Annotated in this window: 20 protein-coding genes and 4 pseudogenes; 11 read left to right on the top strand and 13 right to left on the bottom strand. The window is 62.8% G+C overall.

Annotated features, from left to right (window positions below; all coding sequences use genetic code 11):
- On the top strand, positions 1–211 hold a 211-nt coding region (locus tag ACXYMW_RS18940; protein WP_459036855.1), incomplete at its 5' end, for a helix-turn-helix domain-containing protein.
- Here the strand turns inward: ACXYMW_RS18940 and ACXYMW_RS18935 are convergent.
- The gene (locus ACXYMW_RS18935; RefSeq protein WP_459036893.1) at positions 212–1,060 is read right to left on the bottom strand and encodes a universal stress protein; all 849 of its coding nucleotides are present in this window, start codon (positions 1,058–1,060) and stop codon (positions 212–214) included.
- Between the two features lie 66 nt (positions 1,061–1,126).
- Positions 1,127–1,957, bottom strand: coding sequence for a universal stress protein (locus ACXYMW_RS18930; RefSeq protein WP_459036892.1), 831 nt, complete (start codon positions 1,955–1,957; stop codon positions 1,127–1,129).
- A 535-nt stretch (positions 1,958–2,492) separates the two neighbouring features.
- Between ACXYMW_RS18930 and ACXYMW_RS18925 the strand changes: the two genes are divergently transcribed.
- The gene (locus tag ACXYMW_RS18925) at positions 2,493–3,323 is read left to right on the top strand and encodes a universal stress protein (protein WP_459036891.1); all 831 of its coding nucleotides are present in this window, start codon (positions 2,493–2,495) and stop codon (positions 3,321–3,323) included.
- 512 nt (positions 3,324–3,835) lie between these two features.
- On the opposite strand, the gene ACXYMW_RS18920 is transcribed toward ACXYMW_RS18925, so the two are convergent.
- Positions 3,836–4,534 (bottom strand): winged helix-turn-helix transcriptional regulator, encoded by a 699-nt coding sequence (locus ACXYMW_RS18920; protein ID WP_459036890.1) that lies wholly within the window; start codon positions 4,532–4,534, stop codon positions 3,836–3,838.
- Positions 4,535–4,940: 406 nt separating this feature from the next.
- On the opposite strand from ACXYMW_RS18920, the gene ACXYMW_RS18915 reads away from it, so the two are divergent.
- On the top strand, positions 4,941–5,342 hold the full coding sequence (locus ACXYMW_RS18915) for a group I truncated hemoglobin (RefSeq protein ID WP_459036889.1): 402 nt from the start codon (positions 4,941–4,943) through the stop codon (positions 5,340–5,342).
- An 18-nt stretch (positions 5,343–5,360) separates the two neighbouring features.
- Entirely contained in the window at positions 5,361–5,720 is a 360-nt protein-coding gene (locus ACXYMW_RS18910) for a cupin domain-containing protein (RefSeq protein WP_459036888.1), read from the top strand.
- Here ACXYMW_RS18910 and ACXYMW_RS18905 read toward each other — a convergent pair.
- Positions 5,663–5,884 (bottom strand): transposase, encoded by a 222-nt coding sequence (locus ACXYMW_RS18905; RefSeq protein WP_459036887.1) that lies wholly within the window; start codon positions 5,882–5,884, stop codon positions 5,663–5,665. The genes ACXYMW_RS18910 and ACXYMW_RS18905 overlap by 58 nt on opposite strands.
- An 81-nt stretch (positions 5,885–5,965) precedes the next feature.
- Here ACXYMW_RS18905 and ACXYMW_RS18900 point away from each other — a divergent pair.
- A pseudogene (locus ACXYMW_RS18900) lies at positions 5,966–6,125 on the top strand (DUF6552 family protein); the annotation flags it as partial.
- Positions 6,126–6,140: 15 nt separating this feature from the next.
- Here the strand turns inward: ACXYMW_RS18900 and ACXYMW_RS18895 are convergent.
- Positions 6,141–6,668, bottom strand: a complete 528-nt coding sequence (locus ACXYMW_RS18895; protein WP_459036886.1) for a TetR/AcrR family transcriptional regulator — start codon at positions 6,666–6,668, stop codon at positions 6,141–6,143.
- A 70-nt stretch (positions 6,669–6,738) separates the two neighbouring features.
- Between ACXYMW_RS18895 and ACXYMW_RS18890 the strand changes: the two genes are divergently transcribed.
- Both ACXYMW_RS18890 and ACXYMW_RS18885 read left to right on the top strand, forming a co-directional pair.
- Entirely contained in the window at positions 6,739–7,809 is a 1,071-nt protein-coding gene (locus ACXYMW_RS18890) for an alcohol dehydrogenase family protein (RefSeq protein WP_459036885.1), read from the top strand.
- Between the two features lie 392 nt (positions 7,810–8,201).
- Entirely contained in the window at positions 8,202–9,437 is a 1,236-nt protein-coding gene (locus ACXYMW_RS18885; RefSeq protein WP_459036884.1) for a GAF domain-containing sensor histidine kinase, read from the top strand.
- Between the two features lie 291 nt (positions 9,438–9,728).
- Here the strand turns inward: ACXYMW_RS18885 and ACXYMW_RS18880 are convergent, their stop codons facing one another.
- From ACXYMW_RS18880 to ACXYMW_RS18855, 6 genes are all read right to left on the bottom strand, one after another.
- Positions 9,729–9,926, bottom strand: coding sequence for a hypothetical protein (locus tag ACXYMW_RS18880; RefSeq protein WP_459036883.1), 198 nt, complete (start codon positions 9,924–9,926; stop codon positions 9,729–9,731).
- A 21-nt stretch (positions 9,927–9,947) separates the two neighbouring features.
- Entirely contained in the window at positions 9,948–10,085 is a 138-nt protein-coding gene (locus ACXYMW_RS18875; protein ID WP_459036882.1) for a hypothetical protein, read from the bottom strand.
- A gap of 166 nt (positions 10,086–10,251) precedes the next feature.
- On the bottom strand, positions 10,252–10,431 hold the full coding sequence (locus ACXYMW_RS18870) for a hypothetical protein (protein WP_459036881.1): 180 nt from the start codon (positions 10,429–10,431) through the stop codon (positions 10,252–10,254).
- Entirely contained in the window at positions 10,428–10,769 is a 342-nt protein-coding gene (locus ACXYMW_RS18865; protein WP_459036880.1) for a PAS domain-containing protein, read from the bottom strand. The genes ACXYMW_RS18870 and ACXYMW_RS18865 overlap by 4 nt, the downstream gene beginning before the upstream one ends.
- A 51-nt stretch (positions 10,770–10,820) precedes the next feature.
- Entirely contained in the window at positions 10,821–12,944 is a 2,124-nt protein-coding gene (locus ACXYMW_RS18860; protein ID WP_459036879.1) for an ATP-binding protein, read from the bottom strand.
- A gap of 224 nt (positions 12,945–13,168) precedes the next feature.
- Positions 13,169–14,371, bottom strand: a complete 1,203-nt coding sequence (locus ACXYMW_RS18855) for a sensor histidine kinase (protein WP_459036878.1) — start codon at positions 14,369–14,371, stop codon at positions 13,169–13,171.
- A 499-nt stretch (positions 14,372–14,870) separates the two neighbouring features.
- On the opposite strand from ACXYMW_RS18855, the pseudogene ACXYMW_RS18850 reads away from it, so the two are divergent.
- Positions 14,871–14,978: pseudogene (locus tag ACXYMW_RS18850) on the top strand (integrase); the annotation flags it as partial.
- Positions 14,979–15,134: 156 nt separating this feature from the next.
- Positions 15,135–16,034 (top strand): annotated as a pseudogene (istA, locus tag ACXYMW_RS18845) (IS21 family transposase); the annotation flags it as partial.
- Between the two features lie 103 nt (positions 16,035–16,137).
- Here the strand turns inward: istA and ACXYMW_RS18840 are convergent.
- On the bottom strand, positions 16,138–16,476 hold the full coding sequence (locus tag ACXYMW_RS18840; protein WP_459036877.1) for a hypothetical protein: 339 nt from the start codon (positions 16,474–16,476) through the stop codon (positions 16,138–16,140).
- Positions 16,477–16,630: 154 nt separating this feature from the next.
- Here ACXYMW_RS18840 and ACXYMW_RS18835 point away from each other — a divergent pair, with 154 nt between their 5' ends.
- Positions 16,631–17,611 carry a hypothetical protein gene (locus ACXYMW_RS18835; RefSeq protein WP_459036876.1) on the top strand — a complete coding sequence of 327 codons (981 nt, stop codon included), beginning with the start codon at positions 16,631–16,633 and terminating at the stop codon, positions 17,609–17,611.
- Positions 17,608–17,769 (top strand): annotated as a pseudogene (locus ACXYMW_RS18830) (integrase); the annotation flags it as partial. The gene ACXYMW_RS18835 and the pseudogene ACXYMW_RS18830, both read left to right, overlap by 4 nt.
- A gap of 289 nt (positions 17,770–18,058) precedes the next feature.
- Here ACXYMW_RS18830 and ACXYMW_RS18825 read toward each other — a convergent pair.
- Positions 18,059–18,307, bottom strand: coding sequence for a hypothetical protein (locus tag ACXYMW_RS18825; RefSeq protein ID WP_459036875.1), 249 nt, complete (start codon positions 18,305–18,307; stop codon positions 18,059–18,061).
- Between the last annotated feature and the right edge of the window lie 205 nt (positions 18,308–18,512).

The following is an 18,512-nucleotide window of genomic DNA, read 5'->3' as shown; positions in this document are numbered from 1 at the left end:
TCTGGCCGACCAGCCTCCGTCGCCAGGTGCATTACAGCGTCTGGAACTCCCCCTGACGCGTCAGGCCATTGGCGACCATCTCGGCCTGACGCTGGAAACCGTGAGCCGGCAGATCGGCGCGCTGGCCAAGACCGGCGCAATCAAGTTGGACAGGGCTCATCGCATCTCAATCCAGGACCGGGACAAGCTTGGCGAACTCGCCGAGGCCTGATCATCGGGAGAGGATCAACGGCACCGCCACGACATGCAGCATGTCACGCGTAGTGCCCCCGAAGATGGCCTCGACCATCTGGGATCTTCCATATCCTCCCATTACGAGGCTCTGCGCTCCAATCTCCATCACGTGGCGCATGATGACCTCCGCAACGTTTGGCCGGTCGAGCGCGAGAATGGAGACCGAGGTACTGACCCCATGCCTCGCCAAGAACAGGGCAAGGTCTCGGCCGGGCCCGGCCTCACCTTCAGCCATCACCTCTGGCCCCACCACGATGATCTCGGCATGTTTCGCGCGGCGAAGCATCGGGAGTGCAGCGCGTACCGCCGCCGTGGCCGCCCGGCTGCCGTCCCAGGCAATGGCTATCTTCTCCATTTCCATGGGAATCTCCGCTCCCTTGTCGGGAACGACAATCACCGGGATGTTTGCCTCGTAAAGCGCCGCATCCAAGGCAGCCATCTGGAGCCTGCGATCCACGCCATCTGCGTCGTACGGCGCCGCTACCACGATCTTGTCGGCCAGCCGGATTAATTGTCCGATCCTCTGTTGCAGTTGAACTGCCGGAGAGGTCACTTTGTGTATCTGGACGTCATCACGCCATGCCGGCAAAGCCGTCCTGACCTCGGTGTGCAGGTGCTCGGCGTGCCGCTCAGCTTCCCTGCGGTCAGGGAGAGCTACGAGTACCGCTGTTCCCGCCATGAAGCCGTCGGCAGGCGTGACTTCCACTGCGAGGCAGTACACGTCCAGGTGCGAGCTTTCGGCTTCGGTCATTTTGACGGCGGTTCGCAGCGCGGCAGCGTCAATTTTAGTGTCCCCGATGAGGACGGCGACGGTTCCATGATCCATGATCGTCTCCTCCGAAAATCCGCAATCAGGATACCTGTGCGCGCCGCCTCCTCACATTGATGCAAGTCAATGAGCCAGGAAAAGCGGGGCGGGAACCGAGTGCAGGAGAGCCCGCGTGCTCCCTCCGAACACCGCTTCCAAGAGTCTCGAATGGCCGTAGGCGCCCATGACCAGCAGCTGGCATCCGTTTCTGGCCGCATGGCACTCAATGACTTCCGAGACAGTTTTGTCCCCGGAGGGCAGGACGGTGATGAACGCGGACACACCATGGCGGCCAAGGTATCGGATCAAGTCGCTGCCATCCGCCCTTTCGACCGGATTGCCAACGATCAGGACCTCGGCACGGACGGTTCCCCACAAGAATGGCAGTGCCGCGCGAACCGCGGCCATGGCCGCCGTGCTGCCGTCCCAGGCAATCGTGATCTGTTCGAAGCCCGCGAAGCCGTTCGTGCCGTCCGGCGATACCAGCACCGGCACCCTGCTCACGTTGAGTGCCGCATCTAGGACTGCAAGAGGTATTACTCGTTCCCGTTCCCTGCGGTCAAACGGGGCCGGGACGACAACGCAATCGGCAAACCGCGTGAGCCTCGTCACTTCCTTTTCCAGCTCCCCGGGAGGAATTCGCACGCTCTTGATGGTGAGGCGAGGCCGTTCTGTTGGCAGCCGGCTCCGCAGCTTCTCGGCCAGGTCAAAGGCGCCGCGATAGGCTGACCGTGCACTCGGGTGTGCGGCAAGTACCGCGGCATCGTTCGCGTAGCTTGGCGCCCGGGCCTCAATGCCCAGGCAGTAGACGTCAAGATGACCGCCTTCCTCGCGAACTACCTCCCGCGCCAGATGCAGTGCGTGGCCGTCGATCTCGACATCGGTCGAGAGTACAGCAAGCGTTCCGCGAAACATCTAATCCCTCCCACCCGAACGAGCAGGAGCAGGTTACGCGCAGCGGGGCCGTTCGACTTTGATGCGGATCAAGGGCAAGCCGCGAACGCGGGCGTCTTCGCCCTAACTCCGCGCTGCGATCACGTCGGTTTGCAGGAATACCCCGCTGGCGATGCGCTCTCGACGTTTCTTGGGCGAGCAGGTTGCTCCGTCCAACCCGAAGAACCTTCGGGGGGCATTGTACGATGTCTACGAATTCCAGTGCCTCCTCGATGCCCGAGATGACTTGAGACCCGTGTTTCCTCCGGTTTTCTGGATCGGCTTGCCTGGCGAGATGTAGTGCCAGCCAACCGCCCTGCGCTGGCTCCAGGCCAGGATGGCCTTGGGTGTAAATTCGGTCCCGTAGCACCTGTGGAAAGACGGCATGGTCGCCTGCGTAGCCCATCAAGTCGCATCGCAGGCGGCTATGCCCTTGACCTGCGTCAAGGCGCTACGCGGCCATCTGCCCCACCCTATGGGCATCAAGGCACAGAGAGGACGACTCAGAGAGGACGAGATGCAACTCAGGACCCTCGTGGCGGTGTTCAGCGCCGACAATCCGGACGGCCTCGCTCGGCAGGCGGCGGTGGTGGCGCGGCAGAACGATGCCCACCTGACCGGGCTCTTCGTGATCCAAGACCCGGCCTATTACCCGATGATCTCCGGCTACATGACCGAAGAGTTTGTCGCCGAGATCCGCACCCGCCAACAGCGCGAGGTCGACGTCGTGCGGCGCGTCTTTGAAGAGGCAGCCGCGGCCGAAGGCGTCGCCGCCGAGTGGCGCGGCATCCATCAGGGTACAAGGACGGTGGCAGAGCAGATCCTTGATACCGGCCGCGGCGCCGACCTCGTGCTGATGCCACGCGCCAGCGCCACACCGCCGCACGTGCAGACCGCGCTGGAACATGTGATCCGCGACCTTGGTCGGCCGGTACTGCTGCTGCCGCCGAAGATCGACCTGCCGGTGCTGCCGAAGCGCGCGCTGGTCGGCTGGAGCCCGACCCGGGAGGCCGCCCGTGCCGCCTTCGACGCGCTGCTGCTACTCGCCCCCGAGGCCCAACTGACGCTGCTGCATGTTGGCCCCGTCGCCGCGCACGAGCTGGCCGACGGCCCAATGAACGACCTCGCCCGCGCCCTGAGCCGCCACGAGGTGGAGGTCACGGTGACCCATCGCGAAGCCCGGACGACCTCAGTCGCAGCGGTGCTCGAGACCGAGGCGCGCGAAGTCGGCGCCGGCTTCGTCGCCACCGGCGCCTTCGGCCATTCCCGGGCCTATGATTTCGTCATTGGCGCGGTCTCTCTGGAACTGCTGAAGACCTGCACCCTGCCGATGCTGATGGCGAAATGACGCGGGCCGGAGCAGGCCTCCGTGCCGGCCTGACAACCAAGGGAGACCCGAGATGACAGCGCCCCCTGATCCTCGCCCTCTAAGTGGTCTCTACGCAACGTATTGCAGCGGCTGCCACGGTGCCGCCGGTGTTACCGTTCGGGTTTGAGGAAAAGGAGGTAGAGCCAAGTTCTGCTCAGCAAGCTGTGCTTGGCCCAGCAGCTTCGCATATTCATACTGGCTCCGCATCAATGAGGTGCGATGCTTGTGCCCCTTCACTTCACGAGTTGCCATCGAGCGGGTCGAGCAGTTCACTGATGTGGCCTTGCAGCCGGATGTGCGCGGAACTCGCAGGATGGCGGCGCCGCCAGATCATGCGTAATCACGCCGTCGGAACCGACATCGGGGCGCGGTATATATCCAAGCCGGCTGCTACGGCGACGAGATGCGCGGGTTCTGGCGGAAGTAGCGCAATCAAATCCGAGTTCGCTACCGCGTGATAGACACCGGAAAAGGTTTTCATTAAAGCCAAATTAACTAACCAGTTTTTTCTGTGCGGCGAAAGGACTTAAACCAAGCCAAGCCTGCATACTATCGATGAGGACCGAAGGACCCAATAACAGCAGATTATCCTTATCTACTGCGTTCTGAACGGTCTGCAGACCCATCCAGATTTCAGTCATCGTGCGCAAATCAACGGTGGCATACAAGTCGACATCCAGACCCGGATCGACATGGCATAGGTCCACTGCGCGGTCCTCTTCCACGATAAGCCACCACCTGCGTTGCGATTTTGGGAGATCGGGGTAAACGAACTCTATTACGGTCCGCTCCGGTGGAACAGGATCAGTGTTCAGATTACGTCGCATATCCCACATAAGCAACTCTACGTCGAGGTTTTCCATCGAGGGCTCTGTCTCAACCCACCTTTGGCCCCACATGCCGATGGCTTCAACTACAGGCTGTATGTCTCGCCCGGCGTCAGTCAGGCGGTAAGCGTATGCTTCGGAAGGCCCGGAGATACGGTCCCGCTCCACTACCCCGGACTTTTCCAGTTCACGCAGCCGCTTGGATAAAAGTGCTGGAGACATGCGCGGCACCCCCCTGCGCAATTCGTTGAACCGGGTTGATCCAGCCATCAACTCACGCAGTAACACGATCGTCCAGCGAGTGCAGAGAACTTCAGCGGCCATAGCGACTGGGCAAAACTGTTTGTAACTTGCGTTTGTCATCGTGGTCTCCCCGCATTTCGAATGCGGTTCTGCGCTCAGGACCGCTTCATTTACTATACCACATAAGTTCAGTTCCTGAACTGGATTTCGATTTGTCATAGGCGCAAGCTGTTCCCAGCACCGGGGCTGTCGCATGGACTGCGCAGTCCGGGAGAGCCAGGGAGGGCATCCACGCCTTTGGTAGACATCCAACCAATCGAGGTGAGAGAGCCAGAAACGGCGACTGTTGAAGGAAGTTACCGAGTCGGTCCTCGCTCCATACGCGGCGTCACTCGGGTGAAATTCGGTGAATTCGTAAGTGGTAACTTTTCGACAGGGGAAACCTTCTGATGCCTGCCGATGTGAAAGCGCTTCAGTCCGAACCCGCCTAAGATGAAATGCCGCTACACTCTGAAGGGAGGCAAAAATGTCCATGTCACTGGTCCAAGAACTTAATACTGTCACATTGTTCGAAAGACTTGGCGGGGCCGCCGGTGTTCGCCAGATCGTCGACGGGGCCATCGAGGCGCACATGTGCAACCCGATTATCAAGGAACGCTTTTCGCCATACGAAGATCGCCCCGAATATGTCGAAAAAGTCAAGCAGCACACTTGCGATTTCTTCGCCGCGGGCAGCGGCGGTCCAGATAACTATTGCGGTCGCAGCATGGTCGAGGCGCATCGCGGCATGGATATTACCGCAGCTGAATATGGGGCTGCATGCGATGACATTTTAAAGACCATGGAAACTCTGAACTACGATCGCGAAACCTGCGCGATGGTCCAAGAGATCCTTGCCTCTTTGAGAGTGGACATCCTGCACAAATGAACTTGAAAGGGTATCATTATGGAAAACTCGATCGAAATCCGACGCTTCGAGAACCCCGATGAGGCTTTGGATATGAATGAGCGAGGGCAGATCAAGATCGTCAAGATGCGCGACGGGACGTCGGGTATGCACGCAGTATTCGAACCCGGATGGACTTGGGAAAAGGATGAGAAGCCGCTTTGGGGATCTCCAGACACCTGCCCAATGCGGCACATCGGCTACTGCATTTCTGGAAGGCTGATGGTGCGTATGGTCCAGTGCGATGAGGAGACGCCGATCACATCAGGTGACTTCTTCGAAATTCCGCCAGGCCATGATGCCTACGTTGAGGGCTCAGAAAGGGTCGAGCTTATTCTTTTTGCGGCGTCGGTAGTGTGAAATCTGCCGACAGCACACGGCATCGCTATGACCGCTGAATGCGGAATGCTCCCTGTCCTTTGTCTGATCCCCGCCCTGCGGCAGACCTCCGACACCGCCGTGCCTTGCTCGCCCTGCTTCAAGATGAAGGCCTCATGCGCCTCCGTGAACCTCGATGCCTTCATGCGTTTCCGCTCCTCTCCCAGCCAGAGAAGATTGGCCGAAAACTTCAGCTGCAAACCGTCGAGTTTTCAGGGAGCAGAGCAGCTGGCACCGCCTTCGGCTGGGACGACGCGGAACCTCTACCTATTCGTGGTCGGGGTGCTAAGTTGGTTGGCCGTCGGAGTGCTGTGGAATGACCGGGCGATCATGTTGATCCACTTTGTCGCTCTGGGCGCGATGCTGGCGGGCATGGCGCGTGCGTGAGGGAACGGGGCGCCCTCACGCATCGCTACTCTTCCGCAGACTGTGCCCCAGCCGCTTCGCGCTGTGCGCGGCGGTGTCGCGGTGCAGGGACCAGGCCTGCGTGAGACCCTCCAGGATCACCAGTAGGTCGATCTCGCGGCCTTCGAGCCCGGTGGCTGCGGCGGCACGCCGAGCCACCTCGGCCTTGTGCTGCGCCAGCAGAGCGCGCAGCCCTTCGCTACCAGGGTCTGCCGCGACTGCGCCGTGAAACAGGCAGCCATGCGATGTCTCGTTGGCCATCCAAGCCCCGACCCGTTCAAACAGCACGTCGAGCACCGCCTCCTGAGCCTCGGGCAGACCGTCGAAGAGGTGTGAAAGGTAGCGCCCATGGCGATGCTCCAGCGCCGCCACCACCATGTCGGCGCGTGATGGCGCGTATTTGTAGAGCGTGCGCAGACTGACACCCGCTGCATCCCGCAGATCCTCGACGCTGGGTTCCGCAAAGCCCCGGGCGGCGAAGGCTCGCTCAAGTCCGGCGGCAATCTTGGTTTTGGTATCGGTCATGCTTGACGATGTAGAGTGATCCCTCTACTCACACAAGTAGAGCAATCATTCTACCAGATGGAGCGACATGATGACCCTTCCGGATACGATGAAGGCGATGGTTCTGACAGGCCATGGCGGTCTCGACAAACTGGAGTGGCGGGAGGACGTTCTCATGCCGCTCCCCCCAGCGGGCGAGGTGCTGATCCGCGTCGGCGCCTCGGCGGTGAACAACACCGATGTGAACACCCGCACCGGCTGGTATTCGAAAGCCGTGCGCGGCGATACGAACTCCGCCGCAGCCACAGGTTATGACGGTGCCTCGGACGCCGATGGCGCATGGTCCGGCGCGCTAAGTTTTCCACGCATCCAGGGCGCAGATTGCTGCGGCGAGATTGTCGCGGTCGGCAACGGGGTAGACACCGCGCGCGTCGGCGAACGGGTGCTGGTCCGACCCATGCACAGACCCGCCGGAGGGGATGCGGAGGCGCTCGTCACATTCGGCTCCGAACGCGATGGCGGCTTTGCCGAATTCACCACTGTCGAGGACGAACACGCACTTCGCATCGACAGCCCGCTTTCCGACGTGGAACTGGCCTCCCTCCCCTGCGCATTCTCAACCGCCGAGGGAATGACTCAGCGCGCGGGATTGGGCGCTGAGAGGGTTTTGATCACCGGCGCCTCGGGCGGCGTCGGCTCGGCAGCGGTGCAGCTCGCAAAGCGACGCGGCGCCCATGTTACTGCGATGACCAGCCCGGCAAAGGCGGACGACCTGCACGCGCTCGGCGCTGACGCCATTCTAGGACGCGAGGATGCCCTGCCGGAGAACGCTTTCGACGTCGTGCTCGACCTCGTCGGCGGGCCACGCTGGCCCGCGCTGCTCGAGGCACTGACGGTGCGTGGCCGCTATGTCACGTCGGGGGCTATCGCCGGACCGATCGTCGAGCTGGACCTGCGCACGCTCTACCTCAAGGACCTCATGCTGATCGGCAGCACCCGGCAAGACGCGGGCGTGTTCACCGATCTCGTGGGCTATATCGAGCGTGGCGAGATCCGGCCCGTCCTTGCCGAGACATTCCGATTGCGCGATTTGCGCGCGGCCCAGGAGGCGTTTCTCGAAAAGTCGCACATGGGCAAGATCGGGATCATCATCACGGGCTGACGAACACCCTACGACGCTATGCCCTACTGCCCATGTCAGTGGCATTTAGCGGAACCAATACGCGCTCCCACTGGCTCGCTAAAGACTTGAAGCAGACCTCCGCTCGGACGTCAGCGAACGTCAACAATACGCCCGTTCAGAACGCAGACGCTCACGGCCCGGTGCTGCCATTGGCTTTCCCTACTCATGCCGCGCTGCAGGTTTACAGATCAGCCGAGCGCACCTACGCATCGCTCTTCGGCGGCGATCTAAGAGGGCTCATCGTCCTCGCGCGCTCAACGGTGGTAGGATGACCGTTGTTCAGGGGGCCGAGGGTACGAGGTCTGCCGGCGGCGAACCATTGCTGATCGATGCGCACATGTTAACAAGGTTGGCAGCCGAGGAGACAGATTGTGCGTCAACCAACGAAGCGACAGGCAACCATCCAGGATCACCATGCCTACCTGGACGGAACTCACGACTTTCAGGTTGACATCGAGACTCTCGCCAGCAGCGAACTCGTCGGCACAATCCTGGAAACGGTGATGCTCGCCACCGAGGTGCGCTTTGCGGCGGTAGCCCGGGTGACGTCGGATCGTTGGGTGGCCTGCCGAACCGTGGACGAGGTCAATTTCGGGCTCGCCCCGGGCGATGAGATCGAGATCGGGTCGACCTTCTGCCAATCCGTGCGCCAAACCTCGCAGAAGGTCATGTTCAGCGATGTCGCGACCGACGAGACCTACCGGGACGACCCAATCGCGGCCAAGTTCGGGATCGTCAGCTATGCCTCGATCCCGATCTTCCGGAGCGACGGCACGTTCTTCGGCACGCTCTGCGCGATCGACACGGTGCCGCGGGATATGAAGCATCCCCGGGCCGTCGCGATGCTGGAGATGTTCGCCGAGATCATCGGCCAGGGTCTCGAGACCCAAGAGCGGCTGGAGGCCCAGGAGCAGCAGATCAGGCATGAGCGCGAAATGGCGCGCGTCCAGGAGGAACTGGTGGCGGTCCTCGGGCATGACCTGCGCAATCCCGTAGCCGCGATCGAGGCCGGGGTGCGGCACCTCGAAAAAGAAGATCTCTCCGAACGCGGGCGGACGATCCTGCCATTGATGCGCGCATCGCTGCTGCGCGCCAATGATCTTATCGAGAACATCATGCTGCACGCAAAGTCCCGCCTCGGAGGGGGCATACGGGTGTGCGTCGTTTCTAACGCCCCGCTCGCCGAGGCGATCGAGCAGGTCGTCGAAGAGGTGCGCGCTGCCACGCCCGATCATGACATCGAGCTGGCTCTCAGCCTGGGTGAGCCTGTAAGTTGCGATGCCCTGCGCGTGGCCCAGGCCGTGTCCAATCTTCTGTCAAATGCCATACGTCATTCGGAAGAAGGCTCGCCGGTATCAGTTCGAGGGGAGATCTGCGGCGATGCGGTCGAGATCTCCGTCGCGAACCGGGGCACCGCAATCACCAACTCCACCAGAGCGAACCTGTTCAAGCCTTTCCATCGCGGCACGGATGCGACAGGCGAAGGCCTCGGCCTCGGCCTCCACATCGCCTCCTCCATCGCGACAGCCCATAACGGGCGGATCGAGGTGTCTTGCAAGGACGGGACCACGTGCTTCACTTTCAAGCTGCCCGTGTTGATGACCTGAGTAGCACCGCCCCGCTCGAGTCGCATTTATGCGCAGCCGAACACTTTGTTCAGGCCCGCCGACTGATTAACGGTGAGTGGCCTTGCGATCAGTCTGACTCCGGAATCCGCTCAGAAATACTGCAGCCTCTGATGTGGTTCGCTGACTGCGGCACGCAGGTAGGGCGTTCGAACTCAGATGGTTCGCTGACGGCCCACAGCGGACATCCAATAAGGATTGGATGCTGCGCTGCGGCGATGAGAAGCGGCCCTTCGGCATGCGGCTATGGCAGAAGCGCCTACATAGTCGCTTTTAATGCTCGCTTCTCAGCTGCCGCTCGACCGACTGCAATATCTCGCCCGGAGCGGATGGCTTCGGACAGTAGAGGGCGCCGGGATAAGCGTTCCTTGCCATCAGCTCCTCTGCATGGCCGGAGTGGAAGATGAGCGGCACTTCGGCCGCGCACAGTTGGTCGGCCAGAGATCTGACCTCGATGCCGTTCAGTTTCACATCCAGGAAGGCGAGATCCGGTCACATTGCCGCCAGCGCGCGCTCCGCTTGGCTGATCGTGCCATGGGGGCCGTCGACGGTGTGACCGGCCTCCTCGAGCATTTCGGCAAGGTCCATACCGATGAGCAACTCGTCTTCGACGAGCAGGATGGTGGCCATGTCAGCCTCCATTGGTCAAAGCAGAATGGGGGCAGCATGGACAAGACGATCCGGGAACGTAAGCGGGTGAAACCGCACAAAGCGGCTATTTCCCGCCGTGCTCGCAGACGTCGCATTCTGTAGTTTCCGCATGTTGGGGCTTTCGAGGCCCCCCGCACATCAGGGCCTACCGTCGATCCTCGTCCAAAGACAGCCTTGCCATGAGGGCGACCGAGTCCGAGATCATCTGGGCCGACCCCATCATCGCCAACCCGAACTCCCTCGTGATCCGATCCATGTCCGAAAGCGCTTGTCCCAGCTTCTCGTCATTGTCGCCGATCTTCGAGCGTCGCAGCGCCGTCGTCATGTCGAACTGTGAGGCGAGGATGAACCGCGTTTGCCCCGATGTATCCCGCAGCCGCCGTCATTCCGGTAGTTCAACACCGGGAAACAACCGCTGTCGTGATCCGGATCGTGCACGAAGGCGTGCAGATCGTCCCTGGTGTCGCTCTTCGTGTCGGACCCTTGCAAGAACCGGCGGTTGCGCCCGATGACCTCTTCCTTCGAATAGCCAGTCAGATCGCAGAAGCGATCGTTGACGAAGATGAGCGGCGTATCCCCCTCAGTGGCCGAGACCGCGATCGGAACGCGCGCGGTGTCGAGATAGGATCGTATCCGCTCGGGAAGCGTCGGGATATCGTTCAAGGGGTCTACCTCGTTCTCGAAGGTGTCTGAATAAGCGCCCTGACCCAACGGTCAATTCGCCACCAGCGCGCTCACCTTGGCCGTCAGCACATCCACGTCGAACGGCTTCCGCACCACCTCGATGTCGGGGACGAGCATGCCGGCGCCCGCGGCGGCGCTCTCATCGTAGCCGGTCGCGAAGATGATCTTCAGTTCCGGCCGAAGCTGACGGGCAGCCTCGGCCAGCTGGCGGCCGTTCATGCCCTTCGGCAGGCCGATATCGGTCAGCATCAAGTCGATAGCCGCGTCGGACCTCAGAACCTCGAGCGCCTCCGGTCCGCACCCCGCCTCGATCACCGTGAAGCCGCTGTCCTCGAGCGTGTCCACCACGACCATCCGCACCAGCAGCTCGTCCTCGACCACCAAGATCGTCTTGCCCGAGATGTCGATCGGTATCGCGTCGCCTTGGGCCACAGGCTCGACGGTAATCTCGGCGGCCTCGCCGCTGCGTGGCAGGAACAGATCGACCGTCGTGCCTCGTCCCTGCTCGGAATGGATCGCGGCTTGCCCCCCGGTCTGCTGAACGAAGCCGTAGACCATGGACAGCCCCAGCCCGGTTCCCTCGCCGACCGGCTTGGTGGTGAAGAACGGATCGAAGGCCCGCGCGATGTCCTGCGCGCTCATGCCCGAGCCGTTGTCCGTCACGGAGATCTGCACGTAGTCGCCGGCGTCGAGCTTCAGGACCCCAGCCTCCGGCGCACCGAGCCTGCGGTTGGCGAGGCTGATGTGCAGCTGGCCCCCACCCGGCATGGCGTCCCGCGCGTTGATGCAGAGGTTGAGGATGGCATTCTCGAGCTGGTTCTGATCGACCAGCGCCGGCCAGAGATCCCCGTCCGCTTGCATCCCAACCTCGACATGCGGCCCGACGGTGCGTTGCAGGAGGTCTTCCAGCTCGTGCGTGAGATGCCGCAGGTCGGTCACCTTCGGCGCCAGCGACTGGCGCCGCGAGAAGGCGAGCAGGCGCTGGGTCAGGGTCGCGGCGCGATCGGTGGCGGTCCGGGCCGCGCCGATGTATCGCGACAGATCCTCGGTGCGCCCCTGTGCCAGGCGAGACTGCAAGATCTCGAGCGATCCGGAGATCGCGGCGAGCAGGTTGTTGAAGTCATGCGCCACGCCGCCGGTCAGCTGGCCCATGGCCTCCATCTTCTGCGACTGGCGCAGCACCTCCTCCTTCGAGATGAGCTCGGCAGTCTGCTCAGTGACGCGCTGCTCCAGCGTCTCGTTCAGCCGGAACAGCTCGGCCGTCACTCGGTCCCGCTCGACCTCGACGGCGCGTCGCTCGCTGACGTCGACCAAGACGCCGGGAAAGGTAATCGGGGCGCCATCCGCATCCAAATCGACCCGGCCGTTGCCTTCGACCCAGTGATACTTACGATCGGCGTGCAGCACCCGGAACTGCTGCGCATAGGCCCCCCCCGCCTTCAGCGCCTCATCGGTCCGGACCATGAGCTGGTCCCTGTCGTCGGGGTGCACGTTCGCGGTGATCATATCGAGATCGAGCGCCTCCCGGTCCTGCGCCGGGTCGATGCCCATCGCCTGGCAGAAGGCGTCGTCGACGATGAAGGAGTCGGTGGGGACATCCCACACCCACGTCCCGACGATGGCGCCCGCGGCGAGCGCCAGCTGCACGCGCTCCTCGTTCTCGCGCGCCCGCTTCTCGCTCGCCCGAAGATCCGCTTCCGACCGCTTCCGCTCGGTGATGTCCCGGAACAGCACGGCGACCTGATCGAGGCTCGCGGGCTCCACCCGGCGGGCCGAGACTTCGATGCGGCGACCGGCCTCTGCGAACTCGCGCTCGAAGCGGATGGGCTCGCCCGTGCGCAGGACGTCGCCGTAAATTTTCACCCATTCCCGGCCTTCGTCCGGCGCGACGTCGAACACCGTCTTGCCAACGATGCCGGAAATGCCGGTATGGTGCTCGTATCCCGAGTTCGCCTCGACATGCACGTAGTCCGACAGGGGGCCGTCCGGGCCGTCGGTGAACTGGATGATGCAGAAGCCGTCGTCGATCGCTTCGAACAGGACGCGGTAACGCGCCTCACTGCGCAGCAAATCGGATTGTAGCTCGCTCAGAGGGGTGCACTGTTCCCCCTCGGGCCGGGCGCCGTCGTGAAGAACACGCGTCAAATCGGACACCTCGGGTCAGGATTGTAAAGGACATATAGGTCGCTCGGACATAAAGCAAAGCGACTACCGGTAAGGCCTACTAAAAAGCACTGGACGGCCGGGCGACAGTGAGCCGGCTGCACGGATGCCGAAGGCGCGGTTGCTGCGCCTTTCGTCCTACGCCAGCGTGGGTCGCAGGGCGTCCCAGCGGGCCATTGTGCGGCGACGGTTGATATGAGTGGAAAGAACCCGTGTCAGGCCGACTGCTGCGCCAAGCCTTCATCGCTCATTGACCTCGGATCGAGCGGCAGCTTCACGGTAAATCGCGCCCCTCCGCGCGGGCTGCGCCCCCAGCTCACCTCGGCCTCGAGCTTCTGTGCCATGGCTTGAAGAATGACCATGCCCAGACCCTTGCTGTTGCGCGGGTCGAACCCCTCCTGAAGCCCGGGACCGTCATCATCGATCTCCAGCCGGAAATGACTCTCGGCCAACTCGCCTTGAAGGCCGATGCGCCCGGCACCGCTCTTGACCGAGTTCAGCACCAGTTCCGTGACCAGATGGCCGATCGGGACCAGTCGATCCCGGGCCAGCTGGAGCGAGGGACATTCCACCTCGATAAGGCCGCCCTGCGGGCAGAGCGGGAAGAGCTCGCGACTCAGCACCTTCAGGAACAGCGCCAGATCCCCGTGCTGGGCGAGACCGGGCAGGCTCTGCTGGATATGCCGGTTGGCTTGCGCAATGGCGCCGATGCGCGCGGCGATGTCCTTCAGCTCGGCGGAGACCGCCCCTTCGTGCTGTGCCGCCTTGCGCCGCGCGACCGAGGAGATGAGCTGCAAGCTGTTCATGACCCGATGCTCGACTTCCCCGGCCAAGAGCTCTTTCTCCCGCATCTCACGTCGAAGCGTCTCGTGCGTGGCGATGGCCTCGCGCCTTAGCTCGAGCTCGTCCATGACCACCGCCGCCAGATCCTGGAGGATTGCGGTCTGCTCCGGCGTGATCTCGCGTGGCGCCTTGTCGATGACGCACAGCGTTCCAAGGCCATGTCCGTCATGGGTTCTGAGCGGGATACCCGCGTAGAAGCGGAGCCCGAACTCGCCGGCGACGAGCGGGTTGGAAAGGGCCACCGGCTCGACCGACGCGTCGTTCAAAATCCACGGCCCGTCATGAAGGATCGCCGAGGCGCAAAGTCCCGGGTCGCGGGGAATTTCCGCCACCCCGTCCAGCCCTTCGTGGCTCTTGAACCAGATGCGATCCGCATCGACGATCGAGATGATCGAGATCGGGGTTCCGAGCAGCCGCGCGGCCAACGAGGCGATCCGGTCGAAGGCACCGTCGGGCGGCGTGTCCAGCACGGCATATCTCCGCACCGCTGATAGCCGCGCGGTCTCCGCATGGGAGGACAGGTCGATCTGGACCATACTGGCGCCTTCGTAGGCCAAGAGCGTTTCATCCAGCATGACGGGATGGGGCCGCCTTGGCAAACTCAGTTTCGTCAAGCTGGGCCCGACCTCAGCCATGTTCATCGCACGACTCGGGGATGACCGTTATTCGGCATGGGTATCTTTCCGTCTTCGCCGGTATGCAGACATGCAGTCGTTGCGCAGCGAATGACCGCAATCCGCCCCTCTATCGGAAGCCGTCGCGGCCGCAGCGGAAACTGCGCACATTCCGCGAACGGCAGGAAGGGTCCGCATAGCGGACCTCGACGGCGCCGAGGATGCTGCGCGACCGCGCCAACGGCCGCTTCAGGACAGGCACCGCTGCATCTTCACCCGGAGCGAATGTCTGGTAAGGGCCGTTTCTGCCAGGCCAGCTTATGCTGCAAATGCGAATACCTCCGCCCTTCAAGTGGTCAGTTTGGACTCGGAGCGGACCTGCGGCAGCGCGGCATGGTATGATGTAGTGCTGACATCGGGTCGGCGATGAGGCGGTGCGCGGCGGATCGGAGGAAACGCCATGTCTGCTGCCAAACTTCCTGCCATCCGATCCTGCCGTCCGGCTTGGAACAAGGGCCGTATCGTCGGGCAAAAGCGACCGCTCATGCCGAAGCACGTCTGGCCGATCTGAGTGCGTCTCGAAATTGCAGGACGCATCCGCGATCTCGCGCTTTTTGTGAACAGGCAGGTAAAGTGACCCCGTAACGGGGGTGATCGGCGTCCAAAATGACCCGCTTACATCGATGGCCATGATGCTCACGGGGCAATCGAGAGCAGGTGCGGGATGTTGGTCGTGGAGACAATCGCGAAGAGCCGTCGGGCGTATTTCCAGGACAAGAAGCCGATAAAGCAGATCTGCCGCGAGCTGCGCGTGTTGCGGAACACCGTGCGCAGGGTGATCCGGTCGGAAGCGACGGAGTTCATCTACGAGCGCAGCGTCCAGCCCCAACCCAAGATCGGGCCGTGGAAGGACGAACTCGACCGGATGCTGGCCGAGAACGCCCGCAAGCCGAAGCGCGACCGGCTCACGCGCATCCGGATCTTCGAGGAGCTTCAGGCGCTCGGATACGAGGGCGGTTACGATGCCGTCCGGCGCTATGCATCGTCGTGGACGAAGACCGAACGGGAAGCCTCGGCCGCCGCCTACGTCCCGCTGAGCTTCGATCCCGGCGAGGCTTACCAGTTCGATTGGAGCCATGAGGTCGTCCTGATCGACGGCGTGACGACAACGGTGGAGGTCGCGCATGTCCGGCTCTGCTACAGCCGGATGCTGTTCGTGCGCGCCTATCCTCGCGAGACCCAGGAGATGGTCTTCGACGCGCACGACAAGGCGTTCGCCTTCTTCGGTGGCGCCTGCGCGCGGGGCATCTACGACAACATGAAGACGGCGGTGGACACGATCTTCGTCGGACGCGATCGCGCCTACAATCGCCGCTTCCAGCGGATGTGCAGTCATTACCTCGTCGATCCGGTCGCCTGCACGCCCGCTTCCGGCTGGGAGAAGGGGCAGGTCGAGAACCAGGTGGGCGTGGTCCGTCGTCGGTTCTTCGTGCCGCGGCCGAGGTTCAAGAGCTACGTCGAGCTCAACGCCTGGCTCGAGGACCGCTGCGTCGCCTGGGCGAAGTCGCACCCCCATCCGGAGATGCGCGACCTCGAACGCGGGCGAAAGTTCGTCGAGGAGCAGCTGAAGGCCAGCAAGGCCAATGCCGCTGAATGATCTCCCTCCCGGCCGGGGTCATGGCCGGATCCGTATCCACCAACTGCCCCCTCTTCGGAGGGGGCTTTTTTCATCTGCGGCGACGCCGCTGCCGATCCTCATGGGCGTAGACGAATGGTGCCAGGATGATCAGGACGATGGGCATCGCGATCATCGCGCCGAGCCAATACGAGAACAGGTGCCCTGCGACAGGTGTCTCGAGCTCGAAGAAGCGCGCCACCGCCGGAATTCCAAGGATCCAGTCGCCAGGCGCAGTCAGGATCCACGCCGCCCCGCCGTAGACATCGGAAATTGTGAAGTCGGGGTGGCAGTTGAACCCGCCCGAGTCAGGCTGAGGCCAGGAGAAGCGCGTCCGCCCGGCGAGCGTGTGCATCGCTCGAAAGCATTCGGTCCAGGAGAGCGGTTCCATGCCGGCGTGATACCGGACGGAGCGGGCCTCTCCAACCATATTTCGTCCGCCACGGACCAGCGGCCACATTCCCTTGCGACATCGGATCGATTCGACTACCGTGCACAAAGGGAGAACACAGGAAGCGCAACATGTAACAGGACACCGCGACAAAATGAGCCAACAGCTGCCTATCGAGCCGCCCCGTCTGCAAGGGGCAAAACCGGCGTTCACCATCGCCGACCCCGAGGCCCAGACCGGCCTCACCGACGTTATCGAGCGCGGAGCAATTCCGTCGCGATACATCAACCGCTACCACACCGACCACGATGTCAGGTGCGCGTTCTGCGACAACCACACGGCGCACCGCCGCGGCTTCACGGCGGAGATGAAAGATGGCCGCATCGCACTCTGCGGCATCGACTGTGGCCGAAAATACTTCGGCATGGAAGTCGCGAAGAACTTCGAGCGGGCCCTCCAGAAGACTGAGGATGAGGCCAAGCGCGACGCGATCCTCGCCGCGGCCATGGAAGACCTGCCGGCGTTGCATCGCCAGGTTCGAGAGAAGTGGCTCCCGCTGGAGCGAGAGGTCGACGAGATAATGCGAGCCTTGCCCCGGTTCGGCGACAGCCTCCTGCAGCGCCAGATCACCGACGGCGGCGACTTCGTCATTACCGACGTGCATGTCGAGTGGATGGAACTGCCGGACGGCGGCCGGAAGCCGATCGAGACCCAGATCGAACGCGGCCGCATTCACGGGGCGAGAATCCTGTTCATGGAAGCGGGCCGGTTCTGGAAAGTGCAGTCCTACTGCGAAGCAGTCATAAGGGGACGCGACTATCTCGGTCGCCAGATCCGTGACGAACAGCGGCTCAAGTATCGGATGTCGATCACCCAGGGCGTCGAGGATGGCCTCCTCTACCTCGACACAGCGCGGAAATTCCTGGCCCCTGAGAACCTCCGTGAGTTCGACAAGGCCCTGCGCCACTACCGCGGCGACGGGAGCCAGGTGCAGTGGAAGAAGAAAGGGCAGACGCCGGGCGTGATCCGCATCCGGGGCAGCGACTATGAACGGGTCACGATCCCTCTGCCGGCCCTGGCGGACTTGCCGAAGCTGGATGAGCTGGCACCGCCTGTTCGATACAAGGAGCGGTAACGATGCGCCGGACCAAGGTGGCACAGATATATCGCAAGACGGGCAATCTCCGGGCGGTGCAACTCCTGCTCGGCCATAGGAAAATGGACAGCACAGTGCGCTACCTCGGTGTCGAACTCGAAAACGCGCTGGCCATAGCGGAAGCAGTGGAGCTCTGAGAAGTCGGGCCGGTCGGTAGCGGCCGGCCCACAGCGGCCGTTCAGCGGTTTGGCCCTCGCTGCGGGGCAGCTTCCCATACGGACCTTCATGGCGTAGCAGCATGCCCACCGTGGCCGTCTCCGGGAAGAAGAACGCCGCAGTGATCATTAACCCGCCGGCGGTGTCCCAGTCGTATTCGATCAGGCGCGGGACATTGGCGGCATCGTCCGGATCGCTCTCGGCGAGCAAGGCTTCTGCCTCGGCGTCCTCCATGTCGCCGACCACGTCGGCCTGGATATCTGACCCGAGCTACCCAAGGGCATTCGCCGCCTTTCGGGGCGCCATGCGCTCCATCAGTTCCGCGCCGAGCTCGCTCGGCGCTTCCTCGATCAGCTCCGCAGCCAGCCCACGCGGCATCAGTGCGAGCGCGGAATCGAGTTCTTCGTTACCGAGGTGGAGGAGTTCGCGTAGGGCATCGTAGGTCGCGCGCGGAGACAGCACCGCGACGAGCGCCGCGCGGTTCTCGGCTGTGATGGCCGAACGCAGGGCACCGAACACATCCTCGGTGTCTATTTGATCTTGCAGCTCTTCATGGTTGACCCCGGCTGTTCGCGGCGCCCCACTGGACGAAGCCGGCCGGCGCATCGCCTTCGCGCTACCAGTCTCTTAATGGATACACCCGATGTGCGGGGCGGCAGGGCCGCCCCGACCTTGCGTTTCAGAAGCCGTAGACCAGCGATACGCCCAGCGTATTGTCGGTATT

Source organism: Roseivivax sp. CAU 1761 (assembly GCF_054482755.1).
The sequence above is the reverse complement of the archived record's forward strand: the minus strand, read 5'-3'. Positions and strand labels throughout refer to the sequence as shown.